Below are 23,622 nucleotides of genomic sequence, written 5' to 3'. Positions count from 1 at the left end.
ACGGCTCCCCGCGAGACGGCGTACCACCGCCCACCCGCGGCGCGCCCGGACCGGCCGTACTTCCCCGCGAATCGGCAGGGGACTAGATTCGTAAGGAAGATGAGCAACCCGAAGAAGCAGACACCCCCAATAGCACACCACACCACGGCCACCGCCTACTGGACCGTCGGCCCCGAGAAAGGGGAGCTCCGGCGCGAGGACCTGCCCGCCCCGGGCCCCGGCGAAGCGCTGGTCCGCACCCTTTTTTCGGGCATCAGCAAAGGCACCGAACTGGTCGTGCACAACGCCCGCGTGCCCGAATGCGTGGCGGAGGAGATGGCCGCCCCGAACCAGGAGGGCTCCTTCCCGTCCCCGGTGAAATTCGGCTACCTCTCCGTCGGCGTGGTCGAGGACGGCCCGGCCGACTGGCTGGGGAAGACGGTCTTCTGCCTGTACCCGCACCAGGACCGCTACGTCGTCGCGGTGGAATCACTCACCGTGGTTCCGGATGATGTCCCCGCCCGCCGCGCCGTCCTGACTGGCACCGTCGAGACCGCGATCAACGGGATATGGGAGGCCGGGCCCCGCCTCGGCGACCGCGTCGCCGTAATCGGCGGCGGCCTCGTCGGCGGCATGGTGGCCAAGCTCCTGGCCACCTTCCCGCTCGGACGGCTGCAGCTGGTCGACGTCGACCCGGCCAAGCGGGTGTTCGCCGAAACGCTCGGCGTCGAGTTCAGCCACCCCGACGACGCCCTGGGGGACTGCGACATCGTGATCCACTGCTCCGCGTCGGAGGCAGGCCTTGAACGGGCACTGCAGCTCGCGGGCGACGACGGCGACGTCATCGAAATGTCCTGGTACGCCGACCGCAAAGTCACCGTGCCGCTCGGCGAGGATTTCCACGCGCGCCGGCTGTCCATCCGCGCCAGCCAGGTCGGCGTCGTGGCCCGCGCGCGCCGCCACCGCCGCACCAACGCCGACCGGCTCCGTCTCGCCGTCTCGCTGCTGAGCGATCCCGGGTTCGACGCGTTCCTCACCGGATCGTCCACACTCACCGAGCTGCCCGACGTCGTCCAGCGGCTCTCCGACGGCGCACTGGACGCGCTCTGCCACGTCATCGAATACCCCGCCGGCGACGACTCCGCCCGTGACGACTCGGCCGGCAAAGTACCGGACCGTAAAGACCCCGCCACCGCATCAACCCCCACAGAAGCCACGAGGTAAATCCGTGTTCAGCCTGACCGTCCGCCGCAACTTCATGATCGCCCACAGCCTCCCGCGCCCCGCCTTCGGCCCCGCCCAGGGCATGCACGGCGCCACCTTCGTCACGGAGGTGACCTTTCGCCGCCGGAGCCTGAACGAGGACTCGATCGTGCTGGACATCGGCGAGGCCGGCGAGGTGCTGGATGCAATCCTCGCAGGCCTGAACTATAAGAACCTGGACGAGCACCCGGACTTTGCCGGCAGGCTCAGCACCACGGAGGCCCTGGCCCAGTACGTCGCCGACGCCGTGGCAGCGCAGATCCGTCCCGGCGCGGACGGGCGTGAGCTGGCCGGACTGGAGGTCACCCTGCGCGAAACCCCCGACGCCTGGGCCAGCTACTCGCTCGACTTTGAGGCCAGCTAGGACCTCGGTGCCAACCGGAAACAGCGTGCAGCAGGACGGCCTCCGAGTCCGCCTTGTGGTGCCCGGAAACGTGCGCCACAACTCGGGCGGCAACGTCTACAACGCGGCCCTCGCCCGGGAGCTTGCCGCGCTGGGAGTTGAAGTGGAGATCTGCCCGCTCGACGGCGGCTGGCCGGTGGGCAGCGCAGCGGACCGGCAGCGTCTGGCCGCCCTCCTGTGTGACGGCGTAGAACGCGACGGCCCCGCCGGTCTCGATGCCGGCGGCGACCGCACCGACGCCGGCGGCAAGGTCGCCGGCGCGGGGCGCACGGTCACCCTCGTCGACGGGCTCCTCGCGTGCGGGGCACCCGATGAACTGGAAGCCGCCGCGGCCGCGGGCCGGGCTGCCTGGATCCTGTTGCACATGCCGCTGGACGACGCCGGGCATGACGAGGCCGGGCAGGAACGCCGGGCACTGCAGGCGGCGGCCGGGGTGATCTGCGCCAGCGGCTCGGCCGCAGCCGGCATCCGGGCCCGGCACGGGCTGGACGGCGTCCGGGTTGCCCTGCCCGGTACCGACAGCGCCGCACTGGCCACCGGGTCGGAGCCGCCGCATTTCCTGGCCGTGGCCGCCCTGCTGCCGAACAAGGACCAGGCCCTGCTGCTCGCCGCACTGTCGGCCCTGCCGGACATACCGTGGACCGCCTCCCTGGTGGGCTCCGACACCGCCGATCCCCACTACGCCGCGATCCTCCGGGACACGGTAAAGCGGCTGGGGCTGCAGAACCGCATCCGGATACCGGGGGAACTGCGGGGGCCCGCCCTGGAGAGGGAATGGGCCGCGGCCGACCTCAGCCTGCTCATCTCGCAGGCCGAGACATACGGGCTCGTGGTCACGGAGTCGATAGCGCGGGGCGTGCCCGTGGTCGTCCGGGCCGGCACCGGCGCCGTCGAAGCACTCACAGCCGGCACCCCCGCGCCGGCGCCCGGCTCGCCTCATGCGATAAGCCCTGCAGCGAACCCCGCCCCAACGTCGGCGACGGAACGCGCCCCAGCCTTGCCGGGCACCGCCGTCGCCCTTGGCACGGACCCGGCACCCCTCACGGAGGTGCTGCGGCGCTGGCTGAGCGAACCCGGGCTCCGCACCCGCTGGCGGGCCGCCGCGGTTGACGCCCGGGAGCGTCTGCCGGGCTGGGACGCCACGGCCCGGACCGTGCTGGCAGCCCTGGACCCGGACTCTTCCGCTGCGCAGCAGCCGGATGCCGCGCCGGAAAAGCCTGCCGGGGAAGATTCCCCTGCCGCGCCGGCTGGTGGACAATGACCCCATGACACCCGAGCCCCTGACCACGCAGCCCCTGACGGCGAACGCGCCGCCGGCCCGGACCCTGACCCGGGAGCGGCTCCGCGCCTGGGCCTGGCACAAACAGGGCCTGGACGGCTCGCTGGCCGGCTGCACCCCGGAACAGGTGTTCGCCCGGGCGGGCTGGGCGCGCTCCGTGGGCGGCGCCAACCCCTACCTCACGCTCTTCGCCCGCGCCGGCATCCGCCGCACCCAGGTGGACGCCGACGTCGATGCGCGCCGGATCCTCGAACTCCCGACCGCGCGGGGCTGCACCTACGTCCTGGGCCGGGACGACTTCGCCTGGGCACTGCGGCTCGGGCGGGACGCCGCCGAGGCGGCCGTCAAAGTGGTCGGCAGGCTCGGCGTGGACCGCGGCGAAATCACCCTGCTCGAGGAGCAGGTGCTGCACACACTCGCCGAAGCCGCCGTCCCGATGGACCCGCGGCAGCTCAAGGAGGAACTCGGCGAATCCGTGCGGAACCTCGGCGAGGAAGGCAAGAAAAAAGGCGCCACCACCACTCTGCCCACGGCCCTCGGCATCCTGCAGTCCCAAGGCCGGATCCGCCGGGTCCCGGCCAACGGCCGGCTGGACCAGCAGCGCTACGCCTACGAACTGTGGGACCTGCCGCCGAGCCCGCTCGACGACGACGAGGCCCGCACCGAGCTGGTCCGCCGCTACCTTGGCTGGACCGGAGGCGCCACCTTCAAACAGTCGCAGTGGTTCACCGCCTTCACCGTGGCCCAGAGCAAGGCATCGCTGGCCGCGGCCGGCGCCGTGGAGGTTCCCACCGCCGCCGGGGAGACGCTCTGGATGCTGCCCGACGACGTCGAACGGCTCGCCGCGTTCCGGGAGCCGGCCGGCGAGCAGATCCAGCTGCTCGCCGGAACCGACTCGCTCGCGCTGCTGCGTCGCAACGCCGCCGACATGCTGGCCGAGGAGGACCGGCACACGAAAGCTCTGGGCTCGCTGGCACTGCAGGCGGACCTCCCGGACCATCCCATCTTCGACCGGGGCCGGATCATCGGGCTGTGGCAGTACGATCCCGGCAGGGAGCGGATCGTTCCCTGGGTGTTCCACGCAGCCACGCCCGCCGTGACCCGGCGGATCGCCGAAGTCGAGGAATGGATCCGCGAGGACCTGGGCGACTTCCGCGCCTTCGGCCTCGACTCACCGGCCACCCGGCAACAACGGATTGACGGCCTGGCGGCAGCCGCAGCGGGCCCGGCAGCCGGCAGCTAGCGCTCCCGCCCGCCTCAGGCACGGGGAACGGTACAGGGAATCGCGTTGGCGAGGGCTCAGGCGCCGCGGTGCCCGGCAAAAAAGTCGCGCAGCAACGCCGCGCATTCCTGCTCCCTGACCCCGCCGTACACTTCCACCCAGTGGTTGAGCCGGCGTTCGCGGAGGACATCGAACACGGAGCCCGCGGCCCCGGCCTTCTCGTCCCAGGCGCCGAAGACCACGCGGGGGATCCGGGCCAGCACCACGGCCCCCGCGCACATGGCGCAGGGCTCCAGCGTCACCACGAGCGTGCAGTCCGCCAGGCGCCAGCCGTCGCCGGCACTCCCGCCCCCGCCCGGTTCCTGCAGCCGCGCGGCCGCCGCGCGGATGGCCACCATCTCCGCGTGCGCCGTCGGGTCCCCAAGGGCCTCCCGTTCGTTGCGCCCGGTGCCGAGCACGGTGCCGTCGGGACCGATGACGACGGCGCCGATCGGCACGTCGGCCGTGTCCAGCGCGGCACGCGCCTCGGTGAGGGCAAGGCCCATCCATTCGGCATGGCGCGGCTCAGGGGAAGTCATGGCTCAATGATAGTTTCGGTACTAAGCACGCTGTGCAGCACGGCTGCCGGCAACAACATTCGGGAGATACCGTGAACACCGGGATAGAGAGCTGGCTGACACAGCGCTGGGGCAAATGGGTGGTGCCGTACGCGGCCCTGTGGGTCACCATGCTCATCGGCGGCGCGATGGTCCTGGTCCTGGCGCTGGTCAGTGCAGAGGTCTACGACAACGTCGTGGACGACGCCGGCCTGGCCAACCTGGACAAGCCCACCCTCGGGATGATGGAACAGCTCCGCAGCCCCGGCCTTGACGCGTTCGTGACGGGGTTCACCAACATCGGGGGCGGGATCGGGATGCCCATCCTGGGCAGCATCCTCACGGCCTGGCTCATCTGGGCCGGCCGGACCTGGCGGCCGCTGATCCTCGTCGGGGGTGCTGCCGCCGTGTCCATCACCGCGACGGCCGTGGGCAAGAAACTGATCGGCCGGTCCCGCCCGGACCACGCCGACGCCGTGCCGCCCTACGAAAACTCGCCCTCCTTCCCCAGCGGCCACACGCTGAACACCACGGTGGTGATCGGACTCGTGGTGTACCTCGCCTGCCTGCAGATCAAACGCACCATGGCCCGGATCAGCCTGATCGCGGCAGGGGCGATCTTCATCTTCGCAATGGGCATGAGCCGCGTGTACCTGGGCCACCACTGGATGACCGATGTGATCATCGGATGGGTGCTGGGGCTGGCCTGGGTCGGAATCGTCATACTGGCCCACCGGCTCTTCCATGTCCTGCTGCACCGCGAACACGCCGGACCCGCACCGACTTTCGACCACCCCGCCCACCTGAGCGACGGCTCCACCGGCAGCGCCGCTGACGGCGACGCTGACGGTGACACGGACGACGTCGGGGCCCGCGGTCCCGCGGGCCGGCCCCCGGCCGCCGGGTGATAGTTTTGACCCATGCGCACTCTCGTTGTGGACCACCCGCTGGTCGCCCATAAGCTCACCGTTCTGCGGGACAAAAACACCCCGTCCCCGGTCTTCCGCCAGCTCACCGAAGAACTTGTCACGCTCCTGGCGTATGAGGCCACCCGCGAAGTACGCACCGAACCGGTGACCATTGAGACTCCGGTCAGCACCACCATTGGCACCGCCTTCACCAAACCCACCCCGCTGGTGGTCCCGATTCTGCGCGCCGGACTCGGCATGCTCGAGGGCATGACCAAGCTGGTCCCGACGGCCGAGGTCGGCTTCCTGGGCATGGCCCGCGATGAAGAGACCCTGGACATCATCACGTACGCCGAGCGGCTCCCCGAGGACCTCACCGACCGTCAGATCTTCGTCCTGGATCCCATGCTCGCCACCGGCGGCACGCTGCGCGAAGCCATTAAGTTCCTCTTCAAGCGGGGCGCCTCCGACGTCACCTGCATCTGCCTGCTCGCCGCCCCGGAAGGCCTGGCCAAGCTGGAGGAAGAGCTGGCCGACGCCAACGTGACGATCGTGCTCGCCTCGATTGACGAGAAGCTCAACGAAAAGTCCTACATCGTTCCGGGCCTGGGCGACGCCGGCGACCGGCTCTACGGCGTGGCCGGCTAAACCAGCCGCCCTGCCTGGCACCGCCGGTGCGGCGGGTGCCGCAACCTTGGGATTTCCGCTTCCGGTAACGGCAGTCCCGGACTACCCTGAGCCGCATGGACTGGAAACTTGAACTCGTGTTTGTCCCGGTATCCGACGTGGACCGCGCCAAGGACTTCTACGTCAACCAGGTGGGCTTCAATGCCGACTACGACGAGCGGCCCATGGACGGTATCCGTTTCGTCCAGCTGACCCCGCCGGGCTCCGGCTGCTCGATCGCCATTGGCGAGGGCCTCAATGATGCCCCGCCGGGCACCGCCCCCAGCCTGCAGCTTGTGGTCAGCGACATCCAGGCCGCCCGCAAGCAGCTCAAGGGCAACGGCGTGGATGTCAGCGACGTCGACGTCCAGGACTGGGGGCATTTCGTCTATTTCGCCGACCCGGACGGCAACAAGTGGGCGGTGCAGTACCTCCCCAACCGGTCCAGCGGCTAGGCGCGGGTCCGTCGGGAAGGCCGCGCCGGCTGTCTAGTACCAGTTGTGGGCCAGATGGAAGTTCAGGGCGCCGCACGGTGAGCCGTAGCGATCCTTGACGTACTTCAGGCCCCAGTTGATCTGGGTGCGGTAGTTGGTCCGGTAGTCCGCGCCCGCGCTGGCCATTTTCTCGGCCGGCAGGGACTGGACCACGCCGTAGGCGCCGCTGCTCGGATTGGTGGCAGTCGTCTCCCAGTCCGATTCCTTGGTCCAGAGCTTCATCAGGCACTGCATCTCGCCCGGCGCCCAGCCGTAGGAGCCCAGTTGGCCCGCGGCATAAGCCTGCGCGCCGGCAGGGTCATCGACGGCAACGGCAACGGGAGCGGGAGCAGGGGCCGGGGCGGGAGCAGGGGCCGGGGCGGGAGCCGGGGCCGGCTCGGGCGCCGGAACGGGGGCAGGGGCGGGTGCTTCGGCGGGCTTCACCTCGGCTGACTGGGCCGCGACGACACCGGCGGGGATCACGGCCTGGTTAGCGACCCGGACGCGTTCAAAATCGAGGTGCGTCAGCGGATCCGCCGTGGCGGCTGCCTCTGTGGAACTGCCCGCACTGGCATTGCGGGCGGCTGTCTCGGACGCGTGGCCGGCCGCGCCGACCCCCACGATCACCGCACACGCGGCGGCAACGACGGCCGCGCGGCGCCCGGTTGCGCCGAGGCCGTTGCCAAACCGGGCCAGGGCTGAAGCGGGCTTGGCGGGTTCAGCGCGGTGGCGCGACAGATTGGAGCGGGTCGTCTGTTCAGCGTCGTCAGGGCGTGATTGTGCCTGGAATTCAGTCATGAGTGCCTCTCAACGCCTGCGGAGTTAGCTGTCGGGTTCGGATGAGGTCATCCGGCCGCACGGAATTTCACGTGTCGGCTTCACCCCAAGGGCGCAAAGATGCAAAATGCCCGGGAACTCTGGGTCCCCCGCCTCTGCCTGGTCCAGCGGAATCCGGGAGGCGGCAGAGTTTGGCGTGCATCCGGATGTGCGGCCCAAGTGATGGCCGCACCTAAAGACCGTACAGGATTTGGGTGGCTAAGTCACATTTTGGTAACAGGAATCACGGCAACGGTGTGGCGTCTTGCGCCGCCTTCAGCGGCCGGCTGTCTTTCTTCGCAACCGCGGCTTTAGCCTCACCCGTGGCTTCAGCCGCAGGCGGAGCGTCCGGCAACCGCACGGTGAACTCCGTCCGTCCAGGGACCGATGTGACGCTGACAGTCCCGCCATGGGCCTCAACAATTGACTGCACGATGGACAGGCCCAGCCCGCTGGTTCCTTCGGCGGACGCGCTGGTGATGGAGGCAGCGGCGGCATCGGCGGCCCGGGAGCCCGGAAGCGTCCGGGGCGGGTGAACCGGAAGGCTGTGAAGGTGCGTCTGCCCGGGTGCCGGCGTCGTATTGGCCACCGGATTCTTCCGGGAGGAGTCGGCGCGCGTGAAGCGCGCAAAGACGCGGTCCACGAACCCGGGGGCGATCCCTGGGCCGTTGTCCGTTACGGTCATCACGGCGCTCCCGTCCGGCGCGCGTCTCACCCCGGTCACCACCATGGTGCCTGGTCCGGTGTGCTTTCGCGCGTTGGAGAGCAGGTTGGCCAGCACCTGGTGGAGCTGGGTCGCGTCGCCGCGGACCACCACTGGCTCTTCCGGGAGCTCCAGGTGCCAGATCCGGTCCGGGGCGATGACTTTTTCGTCGCTCACCGTCTCGATGGCCAGTTGGGTGAGGTCCACCTCGCTGAGCTTGAGGGGCTGGCCCTCGTCCAGCCGGGCGAGCAGGAGCAGGTCCTCCACCAGGGTGGTCATCCGTTCGGACTGGCTCTGCACGCGGGCGAGGGACCTCTGCCCGTCGGGCGTGAAGTGTTCGGTCATCCGCATCAGCTCGGTGTATCCGCGGATGGCAGTCAGGGGGGTGCGCAGCTCATGCGAGGCATCTGCCACGAACTGCCGGACCTTCATCTCACTCTTCTGCCGGGCTTCCAGCGCATTGGAGACGTTGTCCAGCATCAGGTTCAGGGCATGGCCCACGCTGCCGACCTCAGTTCCCGGATGGGCTGCGGCGTCCGGCACCCGCACGGCAAGTCCCACTTCCCCGGCGTCGAGCGGCAGGCGGGAGACCTGTGTAGCCACCTCCGAGAGCTGGTCGAGTGGCTTCATGGTCCGGCGGATCAGTGCCGTCCCGGCAAGACCGATCACAACGAGTCCGCCGGCGGAGACGAGCATCATGGTCCAGACCAGGGAGGCAAGGGTGTTCTGCTTCTCGGCGAGCGGCAGCCCGGTTACGATCATTCCGCCGTCGGGGGTCTCGGCGGCGACAAGCCGGTAGGCTCCGGCGGACAGGGTCCTGTCCACGGACCCGTTCCGGGGGGTGAGTTTAAGGAGAATCTCGTCGTCGGCGGTGGTAAGGGACTTGCGGGTGGCGTCCTCGGCGAGGAAACCGGCGCTGCGGACCGAATCGTCCACGATCCTCGCGTTCAGGGTGCCGATTCCCTGGCCCCGCGCGTCAAGGGGATCGGCGCGGCCGCCGGTGCGGCCAAATTCGCGGGCACGGGCCGCGGCCTGCACCAGTTGGTTGTCGAGCTGCTTGCTCAGGAATGAGTCCATCGAGGCATAGCTGACGACGCCGACAGCACCGCAGATCGCCACGAGCAGGGCCATGGTAACGAGGACCAGCCGGGTGCGCAGGTGCCAGGTGGACGGGTTGCGCCAATGGAGCCCGGAGGGGCGGGTCCTGGCGGGGCGTTCAGCCACGGATCAGTCCGCCGGTTTCAGGACATAGCCGGCACCGCGCACCGTGTGGATCATGGGCGGGTAGTTGGCGTCGACCTTCTTGCGCAGGTAGGAGATGTAGAGTTCCACGATGTTGGCCTGGCCGCCAAAGTCGTAGTCCCAGACCCGGTCCAGGATCTGGGCTTTGCTGACAACCCGTTTCGGGTTCTCCATGAGGTAGCGCAGCAGCTCGAACTGGGTCGCCGTGAGGTGGAGTTCCTCGCCCGCGCGCCGCACTTCCCGCGTGTCGACGTTCAGGACGAGATCGCCGACGACGAGTTCGGCGGTGTCCATGGCGGCCACGCCGGAGCGCTGGACCAGCCGGTGCAGCCGCAGCAGCACTTCCTCCATGCTGAACGGTTTGGTCACGTAGTCGTCGCCGCCCGCGGCCAGCCCGGTGATCCGGTCCTGGACGGCGTCCTTGGCTGTCAGGAAGAGGGCTGGCACCTCCGGAGCGAAGGCGCGGATCCTGCCCAGCAGCTCAACGCCGTCGAACCCGGGAAGCATCACGTCGAGCACCAGCACGTCGGGGCGGAATTCCTTGGCAAGCTTCACTGCTTCGGGGCCGTCGGCGGCGACGGTGACGGACCAGCCCGCCATTCGCAGGCCCATGCTCATCAGCTCGGAGAGGCTGGGTTCGTCGTCCACGACCAGGGCGCGGATGGGGGAGCCATCCGGGTGGGTGAGCTGGGGGAGATTGTTGGTCATGGAGTGCGAGGTGGCCATGGGACAACTCTCCGATCTGACGGTTAGGCGCGGCTTTGGGGATCCTGTGCGGCACCTGTGAATCCCAGCCTAGCGAGCTGGGCATCCTTTAAAGTCGGTGGTGAGGGCATGTTTTCCCGAAGATCGGGTGACCACTCTGTGGAACGCTGGACATCTAAAGGTAAGTAGGCGAACGGTTTTGTTGATTCCCGTTACAGTGAATAATTTCAGGAACATGATGGGCATGGGCGAACATTCTTCGATTAAGGGCCCCAAGACTGCCTCGGGCGGTCGGAACTGTGGTTGTTCTGATGCCGCGTCAGAATTGTGATCTGCGCTACAATTCCCCGGTTCGTCTCACATCGTGGACTTCAGAGTCCATTGTTACTTGCAAGTTTTCATTGTTACGTTGCACACTTCAATTGTGAACAAGAACTCAACAGCACCTGCAGCCGCAGTTTTTTGGATCAGCCCACCCGCTGATACCGAGAAGCGCTGTTGTCGAATGTACGCCTAACTTTTACACCCCAAAGGTTTCTAGGCATTCGCCCCCAGCCCAGCGTCGGGCGCCCCTCCCCAGTTTTCATTGCGGGGAAAAGTAGCATTCGAGCCGCGATGACGGCCATTCACATTGAGGTAAGCAATCCATGTCAGTTGCATCCGGATACGTCCACATCTCCGTCCGTAACGCCAGCAAGGCCGGCCAGGCCTCCGGTATCCGTCAGGGTTTCGGCAGCCGCGCCTCCTTCGCCCCCGCCGGATCCGGCAACAGCTTCCCCGCCCCGGGCTATGCGCCGCAGGGCTACAACCCGAACTCCTACGGACAGCTCCGCGCTGTTCCGCCCACGCCGGCCACGGCCCCGACTCCCGTGATTGCGCCGGGCAACGGCAGCCCTGTCCGTCCCGTCCCGAGCGACAACGTTGCCCGTGGCTTCGTGCTCTACATGGGTATCGACGAGGAAACCGCGGCGGCCGCCGGCACTTCCATTGCCAAGCTGGCCCAGGAAATCAGGGCCTACGCCCAGTCCCTGGTTTCCGGCGCCGAGAGCTACGCCGCAGTCGCCGTCGCCCCGGCCAGCGCGCCGGGCTCCGCGCTCGACGTCGTCCGTTCCACCTTTGGTGACCCCACGGTCGGCGCACGCCAGCGTTCCGAGACTGCCCGCCTGCAGCAGCCGCAGGACCCCCGTCCGGCCGGCGTGCTGATTGACCTTGCCCGCCGCGAGGTGGCGCTCGACGGCGAATCCCTGAACCTTACGTTCAAGGAGTTCGAGCTCCTCAACTACCTCGTCGAGAACGGCACCCGCACCGTCGGCCGTGACGAGCTGCTTGAGGGACTGTGGCGGAATGCCGAAGAGGTGCCCAACGAGCGCACCATCGACGTCCACATCCGCCGTCTGCGCTCCAAGCTGGGCCGCCTCGCCAACACCGTGCGTACGGTCCGCGGCCAGGGCTACCGCTTCTACGAGCACCCGGAAGTTGTTGTCTGGGCGGCTCCGGAATACTCCATCTAGGTTCCAGCCCACGCCAAGCGTCCGTCCCTGAACCGGGGCGGGCGCTTTTGCTTTTCCCCCTGTTCTCCGTCGCTCTTGCTCGTACCTGATGACGGGTTTGGCCTTCGCGCTGTTGGGCCCTGTTGCGCTTCGGGGGTGCGGCGTAGTCTCGGACCGTTGAGCCGACTATTGGGAGGAAGAAATGTCTGTTGCACGGATTACTACCCTGAGCGCGAACTCCAAGACCTCGTTCGATGCCGCCATCAAGGAGGGGGTCGACCGGGCCAACAAAACCCTGCGCAATGTCACCGGGGCGTGGGTGAAGGAACAGAAGGTTGAAATCAGCGACGGCGTCGTCGTGGCCTGGCACGTCGTTCTGGAAGTGACCTTCGTCCTTGACGACTGAGCAAACGCTGGTGGGATGCGCGCCCGGGATCAGCCGCCGCACTAGGATTGGTCCATGAGCGCGCATCACATCAAACGGCTGGTGCTTATGCGGCATGCCAAGTCGGACTGGCCGGGTGGGGTCGCGGATCACGACCGCCCGCTTGAAGAGCGCGGCCACCGCGATGCCCCGCAGGCCGGAAAATGGCTGTTGAAGCATGGCGTGGTCCCCGATTTCATCCTTTGCTCCAGCTCGCTGCGCACTCGGCAGACCTGCACGTGGGTCTGCAGCGAACTCGGCGACAAAGCTCCGACGCCGAAACTTGAGGACGGGCTCTACGCCGCCTCGGCGGCGCGGATGCTGACGGTCATCAACCACGTCCCGGATACCGTGACCACCCTCATGGTGATCTCGCACATGCCCGGCGTGCAGGACCTCGCCATGCACCTCGCCTCCCGCGATTCCAACCATGATGCCTACATGGACGCCGCCACGCGGTACCCCACCAGCGCGCTGACTGTCATGGAGACGGAGAAGTCCTGGGCCGAACTGGACGGCCAGGACGCCAGGCTCACGCATTTCAAGGTTCCCCGGGCCAAGTAGCGCCCGGCGCTGCGGGCTGCCTCAGTCCCGGATGCATAGTCATGCAGGCGATTCTGCGGTTTACTGATGCTGTCTACTCGTGGACTACTGGCGATCGGGAGAAAAGGCGGAATCATCGTGGATTCAGGACAGCTTTTAGGGATCATTATCGGCGTCGTTGTCGTGCTCGCAATTGTCGTCGTGGTAATCATGCTCAACCGCAGGCGCAAGGTCGAAGCGGACCGCAACAAGGCCGTTGAAATGCGAGAACAGGCCCGGACCGAGGAGATTGGTGCCAGGGAGCGCGAGGCGCAGGCTGCCCGGGCTGAGGCCGATGCGAAGCAGGCAGAAGTCGAGGCCGAGCGCCTGCGGGAGGAAGCCCGCGATCGCCAGCGGGAAGCGGAGCATGTTCGTGCCGGGGCGCAGGACCAGCTGCGGAAGGCGGACGAACTGGACCCCGACGTCGTCACCACCGAACGTAAGGCTACCGACGGGGAGCAGGCGCCCGGCGAAGCGGCAGGCCATGAAGAGCTGCGCCGGAACCGCAGCGCCCGGAACGCCGCCCCCGCGGACCAGGCACCAAGCCCGGAGAGCGGCCGGGGTCCCAACAGCCAGGGTCCCAACAGCCAGGTTCCCAACAAAGAGGTTCCCAACAACCGAGTTCCCCAGGAGCCGGTCCGCGGAGACGAGCCCCGCACTGACAATCCCCGCAACCTCTGATCATTAGCACTCCACCAATCTCCGGCACGCAGGACGTATCCGGCTGCCCGAGAACGTCCGGAACTGGCATAGTGGCAGGGTGACCCCCCGCCACTCCGCCCTGGCCTTGCTCGTCGCTGTGCTCTGGGGCGTCAACTTCGTCGCGATCGACCTTGGCCTGCACCCGGGCGGGGCGGAGATGCCGCCGCTGTTGTTCGTGGCGATGCGGTTTACCCTCGTGGTGGTTCCCTGCATCTTCTTCATCCGGAAGCCGGACGTGGGCTGGAAGGCGATCATCGGCGTCGGGCTGCTGATGAGCGCCGGGCAGTTCGGCCTCCTGTATCTGGCCATGGCCCTTGGCATGCCCGCAGGCCTGGCGTCGCTGGTGCTGCAGGCGCAGGTGCTGCTGACGGTGCTCCTGGCGGCGGGCTTGCTCGGCGAGCGGCCGAGCCGGCGGCAGCTCGCGGGAGTTGTGCTGGGCGTGGCCGGTCTCGCTGTGGTGGCGGTCGGCCGCAGCCTGGTCGCCCCGGTGCTACCGCTCATGATCGTGCTCGCCGCGGCGCTGTCCTGGGCCGCCGGCAACATCGTCGCCCGCAAGGCGAAGGCTGCGTCCGGGCTGGGACTGGTGGTGTGGTCCGGGGCGGTGGTTCCGCTGCCCCTGCTGGGACTGTCGCTGCTGGTCGACGGGCCTTCTGCGGTGGCGCAGGAACTGCTGGACATCCAGCCCGTTACCCTGCTGAGCGCCCTCTATACGGCCGTTTTCGGTTCCCTGGTGGGCTACGGGATCTGGAACCGGCTGCTCGGGATGTACCCGTCCTCGGCCGTGGTGCCAGTTACCCTGCTGGTACCTGTGGTGGGGATGTCTGCGGCGTGGCTCGTCCTCGGTGAGGTGCCCACCCCCGCCGAGGTGGCCGGCGGACTCCTGCTGCTCGCCGGGGTGGCGACGGCCGTGCTGCGCCCTTGGAATCGTCGGCGGCCGGACCCGCGGAGGGACCCGCAGCCGGTTGCCCGGCGGCCGGGTATTCAGCAGGCGCTACCGCGGCCGCAGGCTCAGCGGCGGGTGGAGGTACGAGCGTCGGGACGTGCCGGGGACTTCGCTGCGGATTTGGCAGCGGACGGAGCCCCGCCGGAGGACGCCGGCCGTTTGAGCCTGGGGGAACCCGCCCGCGGGGCGGAACCGCGCGCCGACTGAGACTGCGCCGGCTGGGATCTGGCCGGCTGGGCCGTTGCCGGCCTGCCGGTAGTGGTCCTCGGTACCGGGCGCGGAGCGGCGGTCCGTGACGGCGCGCGGCGGGTGGCCGCCGCCCGGGGTGCCGGGCGCCGTCCGGCCGCCGGCCGTCGCTGCAGTGCGCGGCCGGCGCGCGGACGCCTGCCCCGGCCCGGCAGGACTGTGCCGGCAACCAGCAACAGCAGCGTGGCGGCGCCGCATGCTGCGGCGAGGTAGAAATACAGGTCCGGATGTTCGGCGTCCACCGGGGCCGACAATGCGTCCGGATCAGCGTTGAAAGCCAGGCCCCACTGCCGCAGGAACGCGATGCTGAAGGCGATGAACAGGATACTCCCGATCCCGCTGGCGGCTAGGGTGCGGTGCCGCCGGCGGATGACCACCTCTGAGACGCACGCCACGTAGGCTGCCGCGGCGGCGGCCAGGAACCACAGGAACACTGTTTCGTGCAGGGTGATGACGGTCAGCGCCAACAGCGCCAGCGCGGCAAGGAACGCTCCGATGGCAATCCTGCCGCTGTTACCCATGTGGCCCATGTGAATAATCATCCCCGAGCGGGGGCTACTTCACGACGTAGCCGCGCATGGAGGCCATAATCGCCGTGACACTTTGCTCCCGGGTCCGCTCCGGATTGTAGGTCTGCCGGTCCAGGCCCACTACGAAGCACGCCCCGAAAATGGCTGTCTCGAGGCTGCCCCGCGACACGGCCGGATCAACCGGGTAGACAGCGGCCACCGCGTCGATCGCCGCGCCGACCACGGCGAGCAGGAGGCCGCGGAGCTCCGTGAAGGTGTCCTGCCACTCGCTGGGAGTCCGCCAGTTCTCGCTGACCCAGAGCCGGGCAAAGGAGGGGTACTCGTCCATGAAATCCATGGCCTGGCCGATCATTTCGTTCATTGCCGCGAGCGGGTCGGCCGAGTCGTCCCGGACGCTCAGCAGCCGTGCCAGCAGGATGTCCACCCCGTGGCGCAGCAGTTGGGCGATCAGGTCCGACTTGCTGCCGAAGTTGTAATAGACCGTGCCCTTGGACACCCCGGCGGCCGCCGCGATCTCATCGACCGTCACCCCGGCCACCCCGCGCTCGCCGATCAGTTCCATCGAGGCCTCGAACAGTTTCTGTTTGGTCGCGTTGGTGCGGGCCGGCCGGAGCCGCTTCGCTGCCCCGGCCGGCGTCTCCGCGTCGCCGGGAGACGCCATGCTGCTGTCCGTGCGGCTGGTCATACGGTGATCTCCGGTTTCAGGGTCTTCAGGGTCCAGTATTTGTGCTTCCGGACGGCCAGAGTGGACATGGCCGTTCCCAGCACAGTGTAGCCAAGCAGCCCCAGCATCGTGGGCAGGATGACGGCAAGGTCCGCGCCGTAGATCAGGTGCCGCATGCCGTTGACCACGTACCCCATCGGCAGGAGCTGGTGCACCACGTGGAGGGGCTGGGGCGTTGTCTGCCACGGGAAGGTGCCCCCCGAAGACACCAGCTGCAGGACCAGCAGGATCAGCACCACGAGCTTGCCGGGGGATCCCAGCAAGGCGACGACGCCCTGGATGATCGCACTGAACGCCATGGCGGCGGCCAGCATGAGGAACCACATCAGCCAGGGATGGGCGGGATTGAGCCCCAGCCCCACGTCGACCACCAGGGTGAGCAGGCTCGCCTGGACGGCCGAGACGGCCAGGAACGGAAGCCAGCCGCCGACGGCGATCTTCCACGCAGGGGCGTTCGACGCCAGCGCCCGTTGGGTAACGGGCCGCATCGCCTGGATCAGCATAAAGACGCCGATCCAAAGGGCCAGGGTGAGGAAGAACGGTGCCAGGCCTGCGCCGTAGGAGCCTGCCTTGGCCTGTGAGATGTTGCTGACGGCCACCGGGTCCGCCATCACCTTGGCGAGGCTGTCCTTCTGGGTGTCGTCGGGGTTGGGGACCTGGCCGGCGCCCTTGGCGAGATCAGTTGCTAGGGTTCCGGCGCCGTCGGAGGCCGATGCCGCACCGCTTTCCAGCCGGGCCGCACCGTCGTCGAGTTTCTGCGCGCCCTCGGAGAGTTTCGCGGCGCCGTCGAGGGCACTCTGCTGCCCGGCGGCGAGGGTGGCGGCCCCGCCGGCCAGCTGGTCCGCCCCGGTGGACGCCTGGCTGATGGCACCGGCGAGGGCAGGGGTGGCTCCGGCCAGCTTGGCCGCCCCCGAGCTGACGGCGGCGGAGCCGTCCGCCAGCTGCCGGATCTGCGCTGCCGCGCTCGTGAGGGAGGCGGCCGGGCCGGTGGATGCCGGCGCGGCAGGGTGGGCGTCGAAGTCGGCCAGGATTGCCTCCGCCTGGGCCGGGGTGAGGGTACCGGCAGCGACGAGCCGGCTGTTGGCGGCGACGACCCGGCTGCGCTGAGCCTGGGCGGCTGCCTGTTCGGAGGCGGCCAGCTGTCCGGCGAGGCCCTGCACCTTGGAATTGAGGGCGGCGTTCCCGGCTGCCACCTGCGCGGCGCCGTCCGCGAGTGCCCGGGTATCGGCAGGCAGTGTGGCGGTTTTGTCCTTGAGCTGGGTCAGTCCGCCGCTGAGCTGGGCTGCCCCGGTGTTCAGGGAGTTGGCGCCGTCCCGGAGCTTGAGCTGGCCGTTATAGAGCTCGGCGGAGCCGTTCCTGAGATCGCCCGTGCCCTGGTGGAGGGTGGCCGTCCCGTCGTGAAGGCTGGCGACGCCGTCGGCGAGTTTGCCGGCGCCGTCCGAAGCTTTGAGCATCTGGGAGTGGATGGTCCCGAACCCGGTGAGGAGCTGGTTGGCGGTTTCCTCGCCGACCTCCGTGGCCACCGTGGTGTGCACGGCGGTGGTGAGTTTGTCGACGATGGTGCTCAGCAGGTAATTGTTCGCGTCATTGGTGGTGACGTTGAGCATGGCCTGGTTGGCGGCGTCGAAGCTGCCGGGGGAGGCGAGGTTCGCCGAGAAATCCTTGGGGATCTTCAGGGCGAAGGCGTATTTGCCCGTGCTCACGCCCTGGTCCGCTTCCTCGGTCCCGGCGACCGTCTGCCAGTTGAAGACATGGCCATCCGTGAGGCTCTCAGCGACTTTCCGGCCGGCCTCGAGCCGGGTGCCGTCGGCGGAGGTGGCGCCGGTGTCCTCGACGACGAGTGCCGCGTCGATCTGGTTCAGCTTGCCGTAGGGGTCCCAGTTGGCGTAAAGGTACACGGCGCCATAGAGCAGCGGCACCATGGTCAGCGCCAGGATGGTGAGCTTGGGCAGCAGACCGCCAGTCATGCGCTTGAGTTCGGAGCGGGCCAGCCGCAGCACAGTCACTTCATTGCCTCAGTTTCGAGTGTGTTGGACGCGTGAAGTCGTTCGGGGGCAGGCTTGCCGGGGGCCGGGGACGCCGCGTTGCCGATCGTTGCGGTGGGTCCGGTCCAGCCGGCCGGGATGCTCATCACGGTGGCGACGACGGCGAGCGGACGCCCGGCGTCGTAAGCCAGTTCCTCAAGCCTCGGCAGCCAGTCGTCCGGATCGCCATGGCGGTCCGGGGAGTCCACCACGAGCAGGTCCGTGTGCGGGTTGGTCAGGGCAAGAGCCGTGAGCAGTTCGAGCCGCCGGGCGGCCGGAAGTTGCTCGGTCCACAGCCCGGCGATGTCCTCGAAGCGGTTGACCTTGAGCCAGGGCTTGCTGAGCAGGGAACCCCGGTAGCGGCGGGGGATCAGAGCCAGGTCCTCGGTGACGAGGTCGCGGACGCTGAGGTGCTGCTCGGGCTCGTTCACCCCGGGGGAGTCCACCACGGCGCTCGCCTGCCGCAGGCTCTTGATCCGGGCGCTTCCGTCCCATTCTTCGCCGTCCCATTCGAAGTGGCCGGCGGAGGGCTTGAGGCGCCCGCTGAGGGCCAGGGCCAGGGCGGTGCGCTGGGTCTGGCGTTTGTCGCAGGCCAGCAGGAGTTCGCCGCGCCGGACGTGCAGGGAGGTGGCCGGCAGCAACTCGTCCCGTCTGCCGTTCACGGAGAGCTGTTGCACGCGGAGCAAGGGGGGCCTTTCGCAGATGAATGTCTACGACAAGGCTAACTGAACTGACCGGTCAGTTCAAATAGAGCGGCTACGGAATGACGGGCCGCCAGTTCTGTCCGCGCCGCGGGCCCCTCCCGCCCGCGTGGCCCCTCACGCCGCGCGAACTCCCCGCCGAGGTGAGACTTGGCGCCGATGTTCGTGAAAAACATGGGCGCGAAATGTCACCTCGGCCGCTCAGAGGCCGTACTCCTCGAGCAGCCGGAGCCAGACCTCGCTGATCGTGGGATAGGACGGCACGGCGTGCCACAGCCGGTCCAGCGGCACTTCGCCGACGATCGCGATGGTGGCCGCGTGCAGCAGTTCGGCCACATCGGGGCCGGCGAAAGTGGCGCCCAGCAGCACCTGCCGGTCCTCGTCGACCACGAGCTGGGCCCAGCCCTCGTACCGTTCAGCGTGCAGTGAGGATCCGGCCACCTGGATGGGCAGTTCCACGGAGGACGCCCTGAGCCCGTCCTGTTCCGCCTGCCGCACAGTCCGGCCCACGTTGGCCAGTTCCGGGTCGGTGAACACGACGTTGGGAACGGCGTGGTCGTTGGCGGTCCGGGCGTAGCGGCTCCAGGGGGCGGCCGGGCCGCTGAGCGCGCCCTTGGCCCGGGCGGCAATGGCATCGCCCGTGGCGCGGGCCTCGTACTTGCCCTGGTGGGTCAGCATGACATTCCCGGCGGCGTCGCCGGCGGCGTACAGCCACGGGTCGACGTCGTTCCCGGTACCGCCCGCAACCAGGCCCGTGGAGTCGGTGCTGAGCCGCAGTTCCTTCCCCTCCTCCGGGGCGAGGCCGACGGACTCCAGCCCGATCCCTTCGAGCGCGGGATGCCGGCCGGTGGTGACCAGGAGTTTGTCCGCCGTCACCGTGGTGCCGCCCTCCAACTCGAGGCTGAGGGAGCCGTCGTCGTTCTCGCGGACGCTGGTGGTTCCGGTGTGGAGATGGAGACCGACGCCGTCCGCACGCAGCCCAGCGGTGACCAGCTTCGCCGCCTCCTCCGGGAAGGCGCCCAGCAGGCCGCGGCGCGCCACCAGGGTCACCGTGGCGCCCAGCCGGGCGAAGGCCTGGGCGAGTTCGGTGCCGGCCACCCCGCCGCCCAGGACCGCCAGCCGGTCCGGGATCTCCCGCGCGGAGGTCGCCTCCCTCGTGGTCCAGTACTCCACGTCGGCCAGTCCGTCGATGGGCGGTGCCGTTGGAGAGGATCCAGTGGCCACCACAACGGCGTGCCGCGCCGAGAGCGCGTAACTGTTGCCGTCCAGTCCCGCGACCTCGACTTTCCGGATGCCAGTGATCCAGCCGTGGCCGCGGATCAGATCTATCCCGGTGTCCGCGACCCACTTCGCCTGGCCGTCGTCCTGCCAGTTCGAGGTGAAGTAGTCGCGGCGTTTAAGCACCGCCGCAGCGTCCAGGGTCCGGGTGACGGCTTCTGCGGCGCCGGGCACGGCCTGTGCGCCGTGGAGGGCGGTGCCCGGGCGCAGCAGCGCCTTGGAGGGCATGCAGGCCCAGTAGGAGCACTCGCCGCCCACCAGTTCGGCCTCGATCAGTACTGCGGTCAGCCCGCCGCGCACCGCGCGGTCCGCCACATTTTCGCCCACGGCGCCCGCGCCGATCACGATGACATCGAATTCCCGTTCAAGCTGTGCCGTCATGGCAAGATCCTACGCCCGGAGCCGCGCCGGTCAGCCTCGCGGGGAACCCTTTGCAGGACGTGGGACCACAGCTACTCTGGGGAACATAGTTGGGGGAGGGCAGGGCGATGACGGCAGGCAGCGTTGGTGCGGGCGGGGTGGGTGCAGACAGCGTGGGTGCGGGCGGGGCCTTGCCACACGCGAGGTTCAGTGCGCAGGCAAGGCTGCGGGCGCTTCAGGCGGACATCATGGACCTGATCCTCGAGCGGGAGCTGGAGGCCGGGGATCCACTGCCGACCGAGCATGAGCTGTCGGCCGTGCTCGGCGTTGGCCGTAACACCCTGCGGGAATCCCTGAAGGTGCTCCAGGCCCTGGGTGTGATTGAAATCCGTCATGGCTTCGGCATGTTCGTGGCGCCCATCAATTTCGATGCCCTCACCGATGGACTCACGTTCCGTGGCCGGTTGTCCCTGCGGCACCACGGGCAGGAGGCCCTGCAGCTCGTGGATGTCCGCCAGTCGCTGGAGGCCGGGCTGATTGCGGGGGCCATGGACCTGATGACCCCGGAGCACCTGATGGCGGTCGAGGAAGCCGTCCTCCGGATGGAGGCCCTGGCCGGTGCGGGGGAAACCTTCGTCGAAGCGGACGCCCAGTTCCACCGCCGGCTGTTCGAACCGCTCAACAACGAGCTGCTTCTCAGTTTGCTGGACGTTTTCTGGCAGGTTTACCGGAGGCTCTACGTCGAGCTGGGCGGAGCGGGAGGGGTCGACCTCCTGGCGGCGGCGGCCATGCACCGGGGGATCTACGATGCCGTCTCGACCGGCGACAGGGTTCTCGCGGCCCGGCGGCTCAACGCCCACTTCGACGGCATCCGTCTCCGGATCAGCCAGGCCATCTCGCCGTAGCCGCATGCTTCCGGTCCCGGCGTCGGGCGTAGAACCGGGAAGCCGGTCCCGGTGTCAGGCGTCAAGCGCGGGTGCCGCCGTCGGGCGTCAAGCACGGGCGCCGCCGTCGGGCGTTGAACTAAGGACCGGCGCCGAGGCAAAACAAAGACCGGGAGTTAAACAAAAAGATCCGCACGGCGGACCGGTGCGGATCTTTTCTCTGTGCGCCCAAAGGGATTCGAACCCCTGACCTTCTGTTCCGTAGACAGACGCTCTATCCAGCTGAGCTATGGGCGCATCTTCGGTTCCTGGAACTTCTCGCTCCCCGAACCTCGAATTACTTTACGCGAGGTGGGGCCATAGTTACAAATCGAAACAGGTGTAATCTGGCCGACTAGACCGGTCTACGTGACCTTAGTCACAAAATGAGGCCTTGTCGTACCGTTGATTCCTTGAATTTCCGGGGTTTTTGATTTCTGCGCCCCCGGACATCCCACATCTTGCCTCAATTTTGAGGGGTGATCTAGCCCTACATTTAGGACACACGACTGAACCCGAGGAAGGGAACCGTAATGGGAGATCTGGCGCGACTGCCGTTGCTTGAAAAAGCACCCACCACACATGCCGGCCTGCTGGCATGGGTCGAAGAGGTAGCTGGTCTGACCCAGCCGGACCGGATCCACTGGGTTGACGGCTCCGAGGAAGAGAACACCCGGCTCACGGACGAGCTCGTTGCCGCGGGCACACTGACCCGCCTGAACGAGAAGCTGTTCCCCAAGTCCTTCGCGGCATTCTCTGACCCCGCCGATGTGGCCCGCGTCGAAGAGCAGACCTTCATCTGCTCCGAGAACGAACGCGATGCAGGCTTCACCAATAACTGGATGGCTCCGGCGGAGATGAAGGAGAAGCTGCGCGGCCTCTTCACCGGCTGCATGCGCGGCCGCACCATGTACGTCATCCCGTTCGTTATGGGCCACCTTGACGCCGAGGATCCCAAGTTCGGCGTGGAGATCACCGACAGCGCCTACGTTGTCGCCTCCATGCGCATCATGGCCACCATCGGCACCGAGGTCCTGGACAAGATCACCGCCACGAATGCATTCTTCGTTCCGGCGCTGCATTCCCTGGGCGCGCCGCTGGCCCCCGGCCAGGCCGACGTCGTCTGGCCCTGTAACCCGGACAAGTGGATCGTGCACTTCCCCGAGGAGCGCTCCATCTGGTCCTTCGGCTCCGGCTACGGCGGCAACGCCCTGCTGGGCAAGAAGTGCTACGCCCTGCGCATCGCCTCGGTGATGGCCCGGGACGAGGGCTGGCTCGCGGAGCACATGCTCATCCTCAAGCTGACCTCCCCGGAGAAGAAGAACTACTACATCTCCGCCGCCTTCCCGTCTGCCTGCGGCAAGACCAACCTCGCGCTGCTGGATCCGGCCATTGAGGGCTGGGAAGTCGAAACCCTCGGTGACGACATCACCTGGATGCGGATCGGCAAGGAAGGCGAACTGCGCGCCACCAACCCGGAGGCCGGCCTGTTCGGCGTCGCCCCCGGTACCGGCTGGGGCACCAACCCCAACGCCATGCGCGCCATTGCCAAGGGCCACAGCATCTTCACCAATGTGGCCCTCACGGACGACGGCGGCGTCTGGTGGGAGGGCATGACAGACGAGGTTCCGGCGCACCTGACCGACTGGCAGGGCAATTCCTGGACGCCCGCTTCGGACAAGCCCGCAGCCCACCCGAACTCCCGTTTCTGCACCCCGATCTCGCAGGTCGACATGCTGGCCGAGGAGTACTACAGCCCCGACGGCGTGGAGCTCTCCGCGATCCTCTTCGGCGGCCGCCGGAAGACCACCGTCCCCCTGGTCACCCAGGCCCGCAGCTGGACCAACGGCATCTTCATGGGTTCCACCCTCTCCTCCGAGACAACGGCGGCTGCTGCCGGCCAGGTCGGCGTGCTGCGGCGCGACCCGATGGCCATGCTGCCGTTCATTGGCTACGACGCGGGCGACTACCTGAACCACTGGATCAGCGTCTCCGGCAAGGCCAATCCGGAACGCCTGCCCCACATCTTCCTGGTCAACTGGTTCCGGCGCACGGCCGACGGCGACTTCGCCTGGCCCGGTTTCGGCGACAACGCTCGCGTCCTCAAGTGGGCGATCGAGCGCATCGAAGGCAAGGCGGACGCCGTCGAGACACCCATCGGCTTCGTGCCGGCCGGCCATTCGTTGGACCTCACCGGCCTGGACCTGACGCACGCCCACGTGGAAGACGCCGTCCGCGTGGACCGCGAGGAGTGGGATACCGAGCTCGCTTCGATCGAGGAGTGGTACGCCAAGTTCGGCGATTCGCTCCCGGCGGCCCTGCGCTCCGAGCTCGAAGGCCTGAAGGAACGCATGGCGGACCACTAGCGTCCTCAGCCTTAACAACGACGGCGGCCCCGCACCTTTCCCAAGGTGCGGGGCCGCCGTCGTTGGATCACGCC

At 68.2% G+C, this 23,622-nt stretch carries 22 protein-coding genes, 1 tRNA gene and 1 riboswitch; of the genes, 14 read left to right on the top strand and 9 right to left on the bottom strand.

Annotated features, from left to right (window positions below):
• Window positions 1-99 precede the first annotated feature (99 nt).
• Genes QCD75_RS02940 through QCD75_RS02925 form a run of 4 tightly spaced genes read left to right on the top strand, consistent with a single transcriptional unit; the run spans window position 100 to window position 4,167 of the window.
• On the top strand, window positions 100-1,203 hold the full coding sequence (locus QCD75_RS02940; protein ID WP_301225565.1) for a dehydrogenase: 1,104 nt from the start codon (window positions 100-102) through the stop codon (window positions 1,201-1,203).
• A 4-nt stretch (window positions 1,204-1,207) separates the two neighbouring features.
• Window positions 1,208-1,606 (top strand): 6-pyruvoyl trahydropterin synthase family protein, encoded by a 399-nt coding sequence (locus QCD75_RS02935; protein ID WP_301225563.1) that lies wholly within the window; start codon window positions 1,208-1,210, stop codon window positions 1,604-1,606.
• 7 nt (window positions 1,607-1,613) lie between these two features.
• Window positions 1,614-2,906: a glycosyltransferase gene (locus QCD75_RS02930; protein ID WP_301225561.1), complete on the top strand. Its 1,293-nt coding sequence runs from the start codon at window positions 1,614-1,616 to the stop codon at window positions 2,904-2,906.
• Window positions 2,907-2,910: 4 nt separating this feature from the next.
• Window positions 2,911-4,167 carry a DNA glycosylase AlkZ-like family protein gene (locus tag QCD75_RS02925; protein WP_301225559.1) on the top strand — a complete coding sequence of 419 codons (1,257 nt, stop codon included), beginning with the start codon at window positions 2,911-2,913 and terminating at the stop codon, window positions 4,165-4,167.
• Between the two features lie 56 nt (window positions 4,168-4,223).
• On the opposite strand, the gene QCD75_RS02920 is transcribed toward QCD75_RS02925, so the two are convergent.
• Window positions 4,224-4,724: a nucleoside deaminase gene (locus QCD75_RS02920; RefSeq protein ID WP_301225557.1), complete on the bottom strand. Its 501-nt coding sequence runs from the start codon at window positions 4,722-4,724 to the stop codon at window positions 4,224-4,226.
• 71 nt (window positions 4,725-4,795) lie between these two features.
• Here QCD75_RS02920 and QCD75_RS02915 point away from each other — a divergent pair, with 71 nt between their 5' ends.
• The 3 genes from QCD75_RS02915 to QCD75_RS02905 all read left to right on the top strand — a co-directional run bounded on the left by QCD75_RS02915 (window position 4,796) and on the right by QCD75_RS02905 (window position 6,771).
• Complete coding sequence (locus QCD75_RS02915) at window positions 4,796-5,650, top strand: phosphatase PAP2 family protein (protein ID WP_301225555.1); 855 nt, start codon at window positions 4,796-4,798, stop codon at window positions 5,648-5,650.
• Between the two features lie 12 nt (window positions 5,651-5,662).
• Window positions 5,663-6,298 carry a uracil phosphoribosyltransferase gene (gene upp, locus QCD75_RS02910; RefSeq protein WP_024366205.1) on the top strand — a complete coding sequence of 212 codons (636 nt, stop codon included), beginning with the start codon at window positions 5,663-5,665 and terminating at the stop codon, window positions 6,296-6,298.
• Window positions 6,299-6,393: 95 nt separating this feature from the next.
• A complete protein-coding gene (locus tag QCD75_RS02905; protein ID WP_301225552.1) occupies window positions 6,394-6,771 on the top strand; it encodes a glyoxalase superfamily protein in 378 nt (125 codons plus the stop codon).
• Window positions 6,772-6,804: 33 nt separating this feature from the next.
• Here QCD75_RS02905 and QCD75_RS02900 read toward each other — a convergent pair whose 3' ends face one another.
• The 3 genes from QCD75_RS02900 to QCD75_RS02890 form a co-directional block, all read right to left on the bottom strand.
• On the bottom strand, window positions 6,805-7,587 hold the full coding sequence (locus tag QCD75_RS02900) for a hypothetical protein (RefSeq protein ID WP_301225550.1): 783 nt from the start codon (window positions 7,585-7,587) through the stop codon (window positions 6,805-6,807).
• 1 nt (window position 7,588) lies between these two features.
• Window positions 7,589-7,746, bottom strand: a riboswitch (cyclic di-AMP (ydaO/yuaA leader).
• A gap of 103 nt (window positions 7,747-7,849) precedes the next feature.
• Window positions 7,850-9,532 (bottom strand): sensor histidine kinase, encoded by a 1,683-nt coding sequence (locus QCD75_RS02895; protein ID WP_301225548.1) that lies wholly within the window; start codon window positions 9,530-9,532, stop codon window positions 7,850-7,852.
• A 3-nt stretch (window positions 9,533-9,535) separates the two neighbouring features.
• Window positions 9,536-10,276, bottom strand: a complete 741-nt coding sequence (locus QCD75_RS02890; RefSeq protein ID WP_301225546.1) for a response regulator transcription factor — start codon at window positions 10,274-10,276, stop codon at window positions 9,536-9,538.
• A gap of 626 nt (window positions 10,277-10,902) precedes the next feature.
• Between QCD75_RS02890 and QCD75_RS02885 the strand changes: the two genes are divergently transcribed.
• The 5 genes from QCD75_RS02885 to QCD75_RS02865 all read left to right on the top strand — a co-directional run bounded on the left by QCD75_RS02885 (window position 10,903) and on the right by QCD75_RS02865 (window position 14,603).
• A complete protein-coding gene (locus tag QCD75_RS02885; RefSeq protein ID WP_301225544.1) occupies window positions 10,903-11,766 on the top strand; it encodes a winged helix-turn-helix domain-containing protein in 864 nt (287 codons plus the stop codon).
• A gap of 181 nt (window positions 11,767-11,947) precedes the next feature.
• Window positions 11,948-12,151 (top strand): dodecin family protein, encoded by a 204-nt coding sequence (locus tag QCD75_RS02880; RefSeq protein WP_301225542.1) that lies wholly within the window; start codon window positions 11,948-11,950, stop codon window positions 12,149-12,151.
• Window positions 12,152-12,205: 54 nt separating this feature from the next.
• The gene (locus QCD75_RS02875; protein WP_301225540.1) at window positions 12,206-12,733 is read left to right on the top strand and encodes a SixA phosphatase family protein; all 528 of its coding nucleotides are present in this window, start codon (window positions 12,206-12,208) and stop codon (window positions 12,731-12,733) included.
• Between the two features lie 117 nt (window positions 12,734-12,850).
• On the top strand, window positions 12,851-13,432 hold the full coding sequence (locus QCD75_RS02870; RefSeq protein ID WP_301225538.1) for a hypothetical protein: 582 nt from the start codon (window positions 12,851-12,853) through the stop codon (window positions 13,430-13,432).
• Between the two features lie 79 nt (window positions 13,433-13,511).
• Window positions 13,512-14,603 carry an EamA family transporter gene (locus QCD75_RS02865; RefSeq protein ID WP_301225536.1) on the top strand — a complete coding sequence of 364 codons (1,092 nt, stop codon included), beginning with the start codon at window positions 13,512-13,514 and terminating at the stop codon, window positions 14,601-14,603.
• 594 nt (window positions 14,604-15,197) lie between these two features.
• Here the strand turns inward: QCD75_RS02865 and QCD75_RS02860 are convergent.
• From QCD75_RS02860 to QCD75_RS02845, 4 genes are all read right to left on the bottom strand, one after another.
• The gene (locus QCD75_RS02860) at window positions 15,198-15,833 is read right to left on the bottom strand and encodes a TetR/AcrR family transcriptional regulator (protein WP_301225708.1); all 636 of its coding nucleotides are present in this window, start codon (window positions 15,831-15,833) and stop codon (window positions 15,198-15,200) included.
• 20 nt (window positions 15,834-15,853) lie between these two features.
• Window positions 15,854-17,902, bottom strand: a complete 2,049-nt coding sequence (locus QCD75_RS02855) for a YhgE/Pip domain-containing protein (RefSeq protein ID WP_301225534.1) — start codon at window positions 17,900-17,902, stop codon at window positions 15,854-15,856.
• Entirely contained in the window at window positions 17,899-18,606 is a 708-nt protein-coding gene (locus QCD75_RS02850; RefSeq protein WP_301225532.1) for an ABC transporter ATP-binding protein, read from the bottom strand. The genes QCD75_RS02855 and QCD75_RS02850 overlap by 4 nt, the downstream gene beginning before the upstream one ends.
• 216 nt (window positions 18,607-18,822) lie before the next feature.
• The gene (locus tag QCD75_RS02845; RefSeq protein WP_301225530.1) at window positions 18,823-20,280 is read right to left on the bottom strand and encodes a dihydrolipoyl dehydrogenase family protein; all 1,458 of its coding nucleotides are present in this window, start codon (window positions 20,278-20,280) and stop codon (window positions 18,823-18,825) included.
• 152 nt (window positions 20,281-20,432) lie between these two features.
• Between QCD75_RS02845 and QCD75_RS02840 the strand changes: the two genes are divergently transcribed.
• Window positions 20,433-21,164, top strand: a complete 732-nt coding sequence (locus QCD75_RS02840) for a FadR/GntR family transcriptional regulator (RefSeq protein ID WP_441005432.1) — start codon at window positions 20,433-20,435, stop codon at window positions 21,162-21,164.
• A gap of 202 nt (window positions 21,165-21,366) precedes the next feature.
• Here the strand turns inward: QCD75_RS02840 and QCD75_RS02835 are convergent.
• Window positions 21,367-21,440: transfer RNA gene (locus QCD75_RS02835), tRNA-Arg, on the bottom strand.
• Window positions 21,441-21,715: 275 nt separating this feature from the next.
• Here QCD75_RS02835 and QCD75_RS02830 point away from each other — a divergent pair.
• Window positions 21,716-23,548, top strand: a complete 1,833-nt coding sequence (locus QCD75_RS02830; RefSeq protein WP_301225526.1) for a phosphoenolpyruvate carboxykinase (GTP) — start codon at window positions 21,716-21,718, stop codon at window positions 23,546-23,548.
• Window positions 23,549-23,622 lie beyond the last annotated feature (74 nt).

Source organism: Arthrobacter sp. PsM3 (assembly GCF_030433895.1).
Classification (GTDB): Bacteria; Actinomycetota; Actinomycetes; order Actinomycetales; family Micrococcaceae; genus Arthrobacter.
The sequence above is the reverse complement of the archived record's forward strand: the minus strand, read 5'-3'. Positions and strand labels throughout refer to the sequence as shown.

Bases quoted from the DNA above. Each gene is read 5' to 3' on its own strand.
- QCD75_RS02940 (WP_301225565.1), top strand. From the start codon at position 100: ATGAGCAACCCGAAGAAGCAGACACCCCCAATAGCACACCACACCACG.
- QCD75_RS02925 (WP_301225559.1), top strand. From the start codon at position 2,911: ATGACACCCGAGCCCCTGACCACGCAGCCCCTGACGGCGAACGCGCCG.
- QCD75_RS02920 (WP_301225557.1), bottom strand. From the start codon at position 4,724: ATGACTTCCCCTGAGCCGCGCCATGCCGAATGGATGGGCCTTGCCCTC.
- upp (WP_024366205.1), top strand. From the start codon at position 5,663: ATGCGCACTCTCGTTGTGGACCACCCGCTGGTCGCCCATAAGCTCACC.
- QCD75_RS02905 (WP_301225552.1), top strand. From the start codon at position 6,394: ATGGACTGGAAACTTGAACTCGTGTTTGTCCCGGTATCCGACGTGGAC.
- QCD75_RS02900 (WP_301225550.1), bottom strand. From the start codon at position 7,587: ATGACTGAATTCCAGGCACAATCACGCCCTGACGACGCTGAACAGACG.
- QCD75_RS02890 (WP_301225546.1), bottom strand. From the start codon at position 10,276: ATGGCCACCTCGCACTCCATGACCAACAATCTCCCCCAGCTCACCCAC.
- QCD75_RS02885 (WP_301225544.1), top strand. From the start codon at position 10,903: ATGTCAGTTGCATCCGGATACGTCCACATCTCCGTCCGTAACGCCAGC.
- QCD75_RS02880 (WP_301225542.1), top strand. From the start codon at position 11,948: ATGTCTGTTGCACGGATTACTACCCTGAGCGCGAACTCCAAGACCTCG.
- QCD75_RS02875 (WP_301225540.1), top strand. From the start codon at position 12,206: ATGAGCGCGCATCACATCAAACGGCTGGTGCTTATGCGGCATGCCAAG.
- QCD75_RS02860 (WP_301225708.1), bottom strand. From the start codon at position 15,833: ATGGCGTCTCCCGGCGACGCGGAGACGCCGGCCGGGGCAGCGAAGCGG.
- QCD75_RS02845 (WP_301225530.1), bottom strand. From the start codon at position 20,280: ATGACGGCACAGCTTGAACGGGAATTCGATGTCATCGTGATCGGCGCG.
- QCD75_RS02830 (WP_301225526.1), top strand. From the start codon at position 21,716: ATGGGAGATCTGGCGCGACTGCCGTTGCTTGAAAAAGCACCCACCACA.